The 8,217-nt window shown below is 72.5% G+C and carries 7 protein-coding genes; 4 read left to right on the top strand and 3 right to left on the bottom strand.

Translation table 11 applies throughout. The annotated features are described in order from the left end of the window. The 3 genes from G3I54_RS37875 to G3I54_RS37865 form a co-directional block, all read left to right on the top strand. A partial coding sequence (locus G3I54_RS37875; RefSeq protein WP_239144776.1) for a hypothetical protein occupies positions 1-1,209 on the top strand: 1,209 nt, incomplete at its 5' end. Positions 1,210-1,297: 88 nt separating this feature from the next. Beyond that, positions 1,298-2,755 carry an amidase gene (locus tag G3I54_RS37870; protein WP_164621801.1) on the top strand — a complete coding sequence of 486 codons (1,458 nt, stop codon included), beginning with the start codon at positions 1,298-1,300 and terminating at the stop codon, positions 2,753-2,755. Positions 2,756-2,899: 144 nt separating this feature from the next. Continuing rightward, the gene (locus G3I54_RS37865) at positions 2,900-3,823 is read left to right on the top strand and encodes an aldo/keto reductase (protein WP_164621799.1); all 924 of its coding nucleotides are present in this window, start codon (positions 2,900-2,902) and stop codon (positions 3,821-3,823) included. Positions 3,824-3,839: 16 nt separating this feature from the next. Here the strand turns inward: G3I54_RS37865 and G3I54_RS37860 are convergent, their stop codons facing one another. From G3I54_RS37860 to G3I54_RS37850, 3 genes are all read right to left on the bottom strand, one after another. Then, complete coding sequence (locus tag G3I54_RS37860; RefSeq protein ID WP_164621797.1) at positions 3,840-4,538, bottom strand: haloacid dehalogenase type II; 699 nt, start codon at positions 4,536-4,538, stop codon at positions 3,840-3,842. Positions 4,539-4,613: 75 nt separating this feature from the next. Next, positions 4,614-5,234, bottom strand: coding sequence for a hypothetical protein (locus tag G3I54_RS37855; protein WP_203687749.1), 621 nt, complete (start codon positions 5,232-5,234; stop codon positions 4,614-4,616). Between the two features lie 67 nt (positions 5,235-5,301). Further along, positions 5,302-7,323 carry a hypothetical protein gene (locus tag G3I54_RS37850; RefSeq protein ID WP_164621787.1) on the bottom strand — a complete coding sequence of 674 codons (2,022 nt, stop codon included), beginning with the start codon at positions 7,321-7,323 and terminating at the stop codon, positions 5,302-5,304. Positions 7,324-7,594: 271 nt separating this feature from the next. Here G3I54_RS37850 and G3I54_RS37845 point away from each other — a divergent pair, with 271 nt between their 5' ends. Continuing rightward, positions 7,595-8,188, top strand: coding sequence for a hypothetical protein (locus tag G3I54_RS37845; RefSeq protein WP_164621785.1), 594 nt, complete (start codon positions 7,595-7,597; stop codon positions 8,186-8,188). Positions 8,189-8,217 lie beyond the last annotated feature (29 nt).

The following is an 8,217-nucleotide window of genomic DNA, read 5'->3' as shown; positions in this document are numbered from 1 at the left end:
GCGTCGTCGACCGCCGCACCGGCCTCGGCCGCCGCACCGGCCCCGGCCGCCGGACCGGTCGCCCCGACCACCGCAGCCGCGTCGCCGACCGCCGGACCCGCGTCGTCGACCACCGCTCCCGCGTCGGCCGTTTCGTTCGTCGGCCCGCACTTCTCGCACATCGCCTCCGGTGCCACCGCCCCGTACTCGGTGCCGGCCCCCCGGCCCGCCCGGCCGACGCGGCAGCGCGGCCGGCGCGGGAGGATCGCGCAGCGCTTCGTCCCGCACGAACTGCGGCCCATCGCACTGCGCGACGAGCTCACCGAACTCGGTGAACTCTTCCGCGCCTACCAGCAGCGCGCCGAACCCGACCTCGCGGTGCTCGCCGACCTCCACGCCCGTAAGGCGAAGGCCTTCTTCGCCTGGGCCGAAGCCACCGGTGACACCGCACTGCGCCTCGACGCCCAACGGGCCGAGCAGGCCTCCGCCACCGTCCGGCTCCAGCATCTGCACCGCATCGGCCAGGCTCCGGACGGCGAAGGGCCGGCCGTGGCACGGCTGCTGACCGCGTCCGCGCAGTGGGACCACGCACGGGCCGTCCTCGCGCATGTGGCCGACCACGCACCCCTGCCGGGCCCGGATGCCCGCCTGCTGGTGGTGATGCTGACGCTGCGCACCGCACAGTCCGGGGTCGGCAACCTCGTCGGGCAGGACCTCAAGGGGCTGCCCCTGCGGGACCCCGAGCAGCTGGTGGGTCAGCTGGTGGAGAGCGGCTGGCTGAGCATCGCCGGGACCGTCGAAGAACTGATCGCCTCCCGCCCGGAGTGCCCCACCCGGATCAGCGTGCCGTCGCTGACGCCCGACGACGGCGACCCGGGCCCGTTCACGTTCGGCAAGAAGATGCGGCCCAGGCTCAGCGGATGGGCCCAGAGAGTCGTCGGGGAGAAGAAGCTCCGCAAGGCCAAGACCGGGGCCGAGGCGCGGCTGCTCGCCCTGGCCCTGGCCACCGGGGCCGAGGCCGACGGCCGACTGGGGCCCCAGGGCCGGGGCGTCGAGCTGGAAGCCCTCGCCTCCTGGTGCGCCGTCGACCCCGGCGACCTGCCGGAGCTGGTGGACCGACTGACCGCGGCGGACTGGCTGGCGGAGGTGGTCGTCACCGACGCCCTCCTCACCGGCCGACTCACCGAACGCGTCCTTCCCCTCAGCTGCCCACTGCGTCCACGCCAGTGAAGCTGCGAAAGAGAACTCCGGGGCCCGCTTCACCATTGCGGGAATCAGCATTTCCTGCCCTCTCCCGGAGGCGCATACGTTCGCTCGCATGACGTTGAACCATGCGACGGCCGAAGAACTCGCGGCTGCCCTGCGCGCCGGTGAAGTGACCTCGGCAGAACTGACCGACGACGCGATCGCCCGCATCGAGCGGGACGACAAGGCGATCAACTCCGTCTGCGTGCCCGACTTCGACCGGGCCCGGACCGCCGCCCGCGCCGCCGACCGGGCGCGTGCCCGTGGTGAGGACCGGCCGTTGCTCGGCATACCGGTGACGGTGAAGGAGTCCTACGACATCGCCGGGCTGCCCACGACCTGGGGCATCCCCGAGCACCGGAACCACCTGCCCGCCGAGGACGCGGTGCAGGTGTCACGGCTCAAGGCCGCGGGCGCGGTGGTGCTCGGCAAGACCAACGTGCCCCTGGGGCTGCAGGACATCCAGACCTTCAACGAGATCCACGGCACCACCAACAACCCCTGGAATCACGGCCGTACGTCGGGCGGGTCGTCCGGCGGATCGGCGGCGGCGCTGGCCTCCGGGTTCGGCGCGCTGTCCATCGGATCCGACCTCGCCGGTTCGCTGCGCACGCCCGCACACTTCTGCGGTGTCTACGCGCACAAGCCGACCCTCGGGCTGGTGGCGGGCCGGGGCATGGTCCCGCCCCATACGCCCGCGTTGCCGTACGAGCCCGACCTCGCCGTCGTCGGGCCGATGGCGCGCAGCGCCCGTGACCTCGCGCTCCTCCTCGACGTGATGGCCGGACCTGACCCGCTCACGTACGGGGTGGCGCACGAGGTGGCGCTGCCGCCCGCGCGCCACGAGCGGCTCGGTGACTTCCGGGTCCTGGTGCTCGACGAGCATCCATATCTGCCGACCGGGGCCGCCGTGCGGGCGGGCGTGGGCCGGGTGGCCGACGCCCTCGCCGACGGCGGCGCCCGCGTCGAGAGGCACAGTCCGCTGCTGCCCGATCTGGCCGAAGCCGCCACGCTCTACACGCAGTTGCTGTTCTCCGGCTCCGTCGCGAGCTTCCCCGTCGAGTCGTACGAGCTCCTGCGGGCCCGCGCCGCCGGGCTGAGCGCCGACGACCCGAGCCTCGACGCGGCGCGGCTGCGCGCCATGGTGTTCAGCCACCACGACTGGATGGCCGTGAACACCCTCCGTGAGCTGCACCGCCACGCCTGGCGGCAGTTCTTCGCCGACTTCGACGCCGTGGTGTGCCCCATCACGCCCACCCCCGCGTTCCCGCACGACCACCACCCGGACCCGATGGCGCGCCGGATCGACATCGACGGCGTCGAGGTCCCGTACTTCGACCAGCTCGTCTGGGCCGGTCTGGCCACCATGCCCGGCCTGCCCTCCACCGCCGTACCGACGGGCCGGTCGCCCGAGGGGCTGCCGGTGGGCGTGCAGATCATCGGTCCGATGTTCGAGGACCGCACCCCGCTGCGGCTGGCCGAACTGCTGGAGCGGCGGATCGGCGGCTTCCAGATGCCGGAGCCGGTGTAGGGGCCTGCGTACGGTCCGGTGCAGGGCGCCTGCGTACGGTCCGGGGCCGGCCGATTCCGACGCTCGCGGCGTGACGGAATCTCCGACGTTCGCGGCGTGACGGAATCATTGTCGGGACCGCCGCCGCTCGGAGATCATCCAGGTATGACTTCAGAGACGATCACCGCGGCGGCGTCCGGCACCTGGACCCTCGGCGACCTCGTGGTCAACCGCGTCGGGTTCGGGACGATGCGGTTGCCGCAGCAGGGGCAGGCGTTCGACGTCGACGCGGTGCCGGGCGACCGGGACCGGGCGATACGGGTGCTGCGCCGCGCCCGCGAACTCGGCGTGAACCACATCGACACCGCCGCGTTCTACTTCTCGCGGCTCCGCTCCGCCAACGAGCTGATCAACAGCGCGCTGGCGCCCTACCCCGACGACCTGGTCATCACCACCAAGGTCGGGCCCGGCCGCGACCCCTCGGGCCGGTGGCAGAACCACGCCACGCCGGGGCAGTTGCGCGGGCAGGTCGAGGAGAACCTCCGCCAGCTCGGCCGCGACCACCTCGACGTGGTGAACCTGCGCATCGTGGGCACCGATTCGATCGCCGAGCGATTCGGCGCGCTGGCCGAACTGCGCGAGGCCGGGCTGATCCGTCACCTCGGCGTCTCCAACGTCGGCCCCGCGCAGCTAGCCGAAGCCCGCGCCATCGCACCGGTGGTCTGTGTGCAGAACAAGTACGGGCTCGGCTCGCCGCCGGACCAGGACGCGTTCCTGCGGGACTGCGGTGAGCAGGGCATCGCCTTCGTGCCCTTCTACTCCATCGCGGGCGCCGGGCGCGAGGCGGGCGCCTCCCCGGACGCGGACACCGATGCCGATGCGCTGCTCACCGTCGCCCGCGCGCACGGCGCGAGCACGGCACAGGTCCGGCTGGCCTGGACGCTGCACCGCGGGCCCCATGTGCTCGCCATCCCGGGCACCGGCAACCCGGACCACCTTGCCGCCAACGTCGCCGCCGGAGCCCTGCGGCTGTCCGACGACGAACTGGCCGCCCTGGAAGCCCTCCACCGGAGCGGCGAGGCGGGCTGACCGCCCCGGAGTGACCTCATACGCCCGGGGAGAGCTCCAGCTGCCCCGCCAGGTCCGCCAGGTCCTCCGCGTACAGGTCGAACCGGTCCGAGGCCGTGGGCGGGTCGCCGACCGGGCGGGCCACATAGGCCGTACGCAGGCCCAGCGCCTGCGCGCCGCGCAGGTCCCAGGCGTGGGCGGCGACCATCAGCAGGCGCTCCGGCGGCTGCCCGGCGACGGTGACGGCCAGCCGGTAGACCGCCGGGTCCGGCTTGTAGGCGCGGGCGTCCTCGGCGGACAGGGCCTGGTGCCAGCGCAGTCCGGCGTGGGCGTTCAGTTCCAGCAGCGCCGTCCGGCTCGCGTTGGAGAGACCGATCAGCGGGAAGCGGTCGGCGAGCCGGGCGAGCCCCGCCACGGTGTCGGGCCACGGCGGGAGGCGGCGGGCCGAACCGGCCAGCGCCTCCACGGCCGCCGGGTCCTCCACCCCGGCCGCCTCCGCGACGAGCCCGGCGGCCTCGCGGTCGAGGGCGTCGCTGGGGAGGTAGGGCCGGTCGCCGTCGAGGATCCGGCGCTGCTCACGCTCGATGTGCCGCTGCCACAGCACCAGCAGCCGTTCGGTGCCGGGGGCGTCCAAGGACGGGTCGAGGGCGCGGATGCCGGCCCGGAGTCCGGCGGGTTCGTCGACGAGTGTGCCGAGCACGTCGAACACGAGGGCGCCGATCTTCGGCTCTGCCATGGCGGGGTCTCCTGGAGGAAGGCGGCGGAAGGACTGCGGTGACAACAATGCGTCGCAACAATCGCTTCCCGGGCCTCACTTCACCGTGATCGACCCCACGAACGCGTCCAGGTCCTCCGTGCCGACCGCGTCCTTCACCGCGTTCAGGCGCACCACGAACGGAACGCCCTTCGAGTCCACGCCCGCGACCAGGACCCCGGTCATCGGAGTCCCCGCGTTCGGGGTGTCCTCCTGACCGTCCGCCGTGAAGTCGTAGTCGATCCGGCGGGCCTCGCGCGCCTCGCCTGCGCTTTCCGGGCCCGCGAGGCGTACGTCCTCCGTGGCCTTGCGGGTGGAGCTCATCCCGATGCCCGCGCCCGCCGCCGCCGCTGCCCCGGCCGCGTCGTGCACGCCCGTGGCGAAGTCCAGCTGGACCGAGACCATGCCGGTCCGGATGCCGTCCTCCTCCTTGAGCGCGACCGCCGCGTTGGCCTTGGCCCGCTCGCCCGCCGGCTGTTCCGCGTACCCCTCGCTCTTCGGATAGCCGACGCGCAGACTGCCGGTGTCCAGCGTGCCCCAGCCCTCCGGCACGGAGGCGGTGTCCTCGTCGCCGCCGCATCCGGCCAGCAGCACGGCCGCTGCCGCGACGGCCACCGCGGCGGCGGTCACCCGCCGCCGGGCCTTCCGCGCGCTCCACGTGCCGTCCGTGCTCCGCATGCCCTGCGCGCTCTGCGTACTCCGCGTCTTCCGCGTGCTGGTACTCATCGTCTCTGTCACCGCCCGTTCAGTTGGCGCAGTAGCTGTACGGAAGATACGTGCGCCGGTCGCCCTGCGGGGCCCCGAGGAACTCCGCGTCCGTCAGCGACTCCTTCTTCTGCTCCGTGGAGAGGGAGAACCCGAGGCTCATCCCGAGGGAGATCTCGAAGCCGAACTCCTGGGCGTCGCTCTCGCCGGTGTACCGCATGCTGCTGGACAGCCCGTCCTCGAACATCAGCTGCTGGAAGGGGTCGTTGCCCTCCGGGCGGTTCTCCATGCCGTGGTCGCCGAAGAGGTACTCGAACGGGGCGGTGTTGTCGCCCGAGCCGCCCAGCCACTGTTCGGCGACGGCCCGGTTCGCCTCGGTCGCCGCGTCCGTGTCCTTGCCGAAGACGATCGAGTTCGTCACCACGTCGATGCCGGTCCCGCCCGAGGAGTCGGAGGCGCTGCCCTTGCCGCCGCGCTTGTCCTGGCCGCTCTCGCCGTTGTCGCCGCCGACCTCGACCTTGCCGGAGGTCGAACCGCTCTCCACCGTCTGCGTCATGTCGATGCGGACGATCTTCCCGGTCTTCTGGTCGCGGGTGACGGTGATCGCGCCGGTACGGTTCTGCTTGCCGCCCACGGTCCCCTTGACCGGGCCCACGTTCCCGCCGACCTTGCCCTCCAGTTCGAGCTTGGCGGTGTACGTGTACGACTCGTTGCCGTTCACGTCGTCCTTGGTGATCGTCACCTCGGGCGAGAACTTCGCCTTGCCGCCCAGTTTGGCGCCGAGTTCGTCCTCGTCGCCGCCCTTGATCGAGAGGCCGCCGTCCGCGTAGGCGTTGAGGCCGACGGTCGAGTAGGAGATCTTCTTGTCGCCGATCTTCTTCTCGATGTCCTCCTTCTTCTCCGCCCACTTCATCGCGGAGTACCAGCCGCCTCCGTAGGCGCCGCTGTGCTTGGTGGAGGTCTCCCACATCTTCATTTCCTCGATGTCGTCCCGCATCTTCTGCGCCTCCTCCTCGCTGGAGAAGATCCAGGTGTCACCGTTGGTGATCTTGATGCCGCCGCCGATGTCGACATCCGCCTTGCCGAGGCTGCCGAGCTTCACACCTGGCGTGCTGGCGGTGGCCCCGGCGGAGGCGGCGTCGGTGAACGTCATGGAGACGACCTTGTCGTCGCCGTCGACCTTCCCGTCGCCGTTCACATCGGTGCTCGCCTGCGAGACCTTCTGCTGGAAGCCGTACTCCTCGCCCCACTCGAACCAGCCGATCTTGACCTTGCCGCCCGCCGTGTCCGAGATGGTGGAGACCTGGCACATCTTGGGCTCGTAGTCCGCGTCGGTCTTCGGCTTCGCCTCCGGGTCCTGGCCGCCGGAGGAGCAGGATCCGCCGCCACCGGCCAGCGAGCTGATCGCGCACCGCAGCCGGTCGCCGATCTTCCCGCCGACGCCGGCCATCGCCATCGCGCCGATCAGCATGGTGACGAGGACGACGAGCCCCAGGTACTCCATCGCGGTCGCGCCGCCGTCCCGCCAGTTGTACGAGTACCGGGGCGGCTCCGGGGTCCGGGTGGCGCGCTCCTCCAGCAGCCGGTCGACCGCCACCCCCGACGCCGCGCCGGCCGCCAGTGAGACGGCCGGCATGAGGACGCCCTCGATGCCGACGACCTCCCCGGCGACGACGAAGCCGTACACCAGGCCGGCCAGCGGTACGGCCAGGGCGGCGAGCAGATACAGGGTGCGGGAGGACTCGCGGTGCTCGTCGGGGAGGATCCGGGCGGCGGCCAGGACCGTCAGCAGGGTCACGACTAGGGCGGGCAGGTGGAGCAGGGCCAGCCGCCAGCCGAAGGCCTCCAACCGCTCCTCGGTGCCGAGCAGTTCGACCAGGACCCGGCTCATGACGAACCCGAGGGCGAGATAGACGAGGCCGCCGATCACCCAGCTTCGGGTCAACGCGAAGAAGCGGCTGCCCTGTTGGCCGTGGCGTGCGGACCCCGGCCCCGCGAGGCCGTGGCGCCCCGGCGGTATGTGGCCCGCGCTCCGGTCTCCCCAGCCCCCGCCACCGCTCACGGTGCACCTCTCCTCGACCCCGCGCGTGTTGCCCGACGGCTGAGAGCGTACGGCCGAAAAGGTGCGCCCGCCCGGGCCCCCGGTCCCAAAGCCGGGCCCAAGTGCGGTCGACGGAGGTGGTGTTGCGGCGGAGTGCGGCGGCCGTTCCGCTTGGGGCCGGCCGTGGGCCCGTGGGCCCACGCAGCCCCGGCCGCAGCTCAGTACGCTCACAGGTGCCGGGGGTCGCCGACCACGACGCCGCCGCGATGCAGAGCGATGGGGGTGGGCGTCCATGGGTGCCGGATTCTTCTACTCGTACCACCTGGGCTGGACCCGGCTGGACGCCCGTACGCTGCTGGGCGACCTGGAGGCCGAAGGGCTCCGCCCCGCGCACCCGGTGACCGGCCGCACGGTGCTCGTCAGCCTCGACTCCGCTTCCCTGGGCGCGCGTTCGCCCGTCACCCGTGAACAGCTGCTGTCCATCGCCGGGCTCCAGCGGCTGCGCGAGGTCGGCTTCCGGTTGTGGACCGACACGGGCCTCGACCTCCTGGTGCGCATCCGGCGGGCCCGGGCCGGTGTCGTCGCCGTCGAGTTCTCCGTCGGGGAGCTGCCCGTGCCGGAACGGGAGCGTGCGGTGAGCGCCATCCGGCGGACGGTGGGACGGGCCTCGGTGCTGTGCATCGGCTTCGTCGTCGACCGCAGCGGCGAGACGGCCACCACCGACTGGGACGGCGTCGTCATCGAGGGCGCCGCGCACCTCGACAGCTGGCCGGACACGGTCGCCGTACGGGACGAGACGGCGGCCCGGCACCCGCAGCTGGCGGTCATGGACGCGGTGGAGATGTCGCCGTGGAAGGTCTTCGGGAACGAGGTGCTGGGCGTCTGAGACGTGCCGGGCGGGCCGCCGACCCTGCC

The sequence above is a fragment of the Streptomyces sp. SID14515 genome, assembly GCF_010548505.1.
Lineage (GTDB): Bacteria > Actinomycetota > Actinomycetes > Streptomycetales > Streptomycetaceae > Streptomyces > Streptomyces caviscabies.
Note: the sequence above shows the minus strand (reverse complement) of the source record. Positions and strands in the feature narration are given on the sequence as shown.

Excerpts from the sequence above, each read along its gene's own strand:
- G3I54_RS37870 (WP_164621801.1), top strand. The coding sequence starts at position 1,298 with ATGACGTTGAACCATGCGACGGCCGAAGAACTCGCGGCTGCCCTGCGC.
- G3I54_RS37865 (WP_164621799.1), top strand. The coding sequence starts at position 2,900 with ATGACTTCAGAGACGATCACCGCGGCGGCGTCCGGCACCTGGACCCTC.
- G3I54_RS37860 (WP_164621797.1), bottom strand. The coding sequence starts at position 4,538 with ATGGCAGAGCCGAAGATCGGCGCCCTCGTGTTCGACGTGCTCGGCACA.
- G3I54_RS37855 (WP_203687749.1), bottom strand. The coding sequence starts at position 5,234 with ATGCGGAGCACGGACGGCACGTGGAGCGCGCGGAAGGCCCGGCGGCGG.
- G3I54_RS37845 (WP_164621785.1), top strand. The coding sequence starts at position 7,595 with ATGGGTGCCGGATTCTTCTACTCGTACCACCTGGGCTGGACCCGGCTG.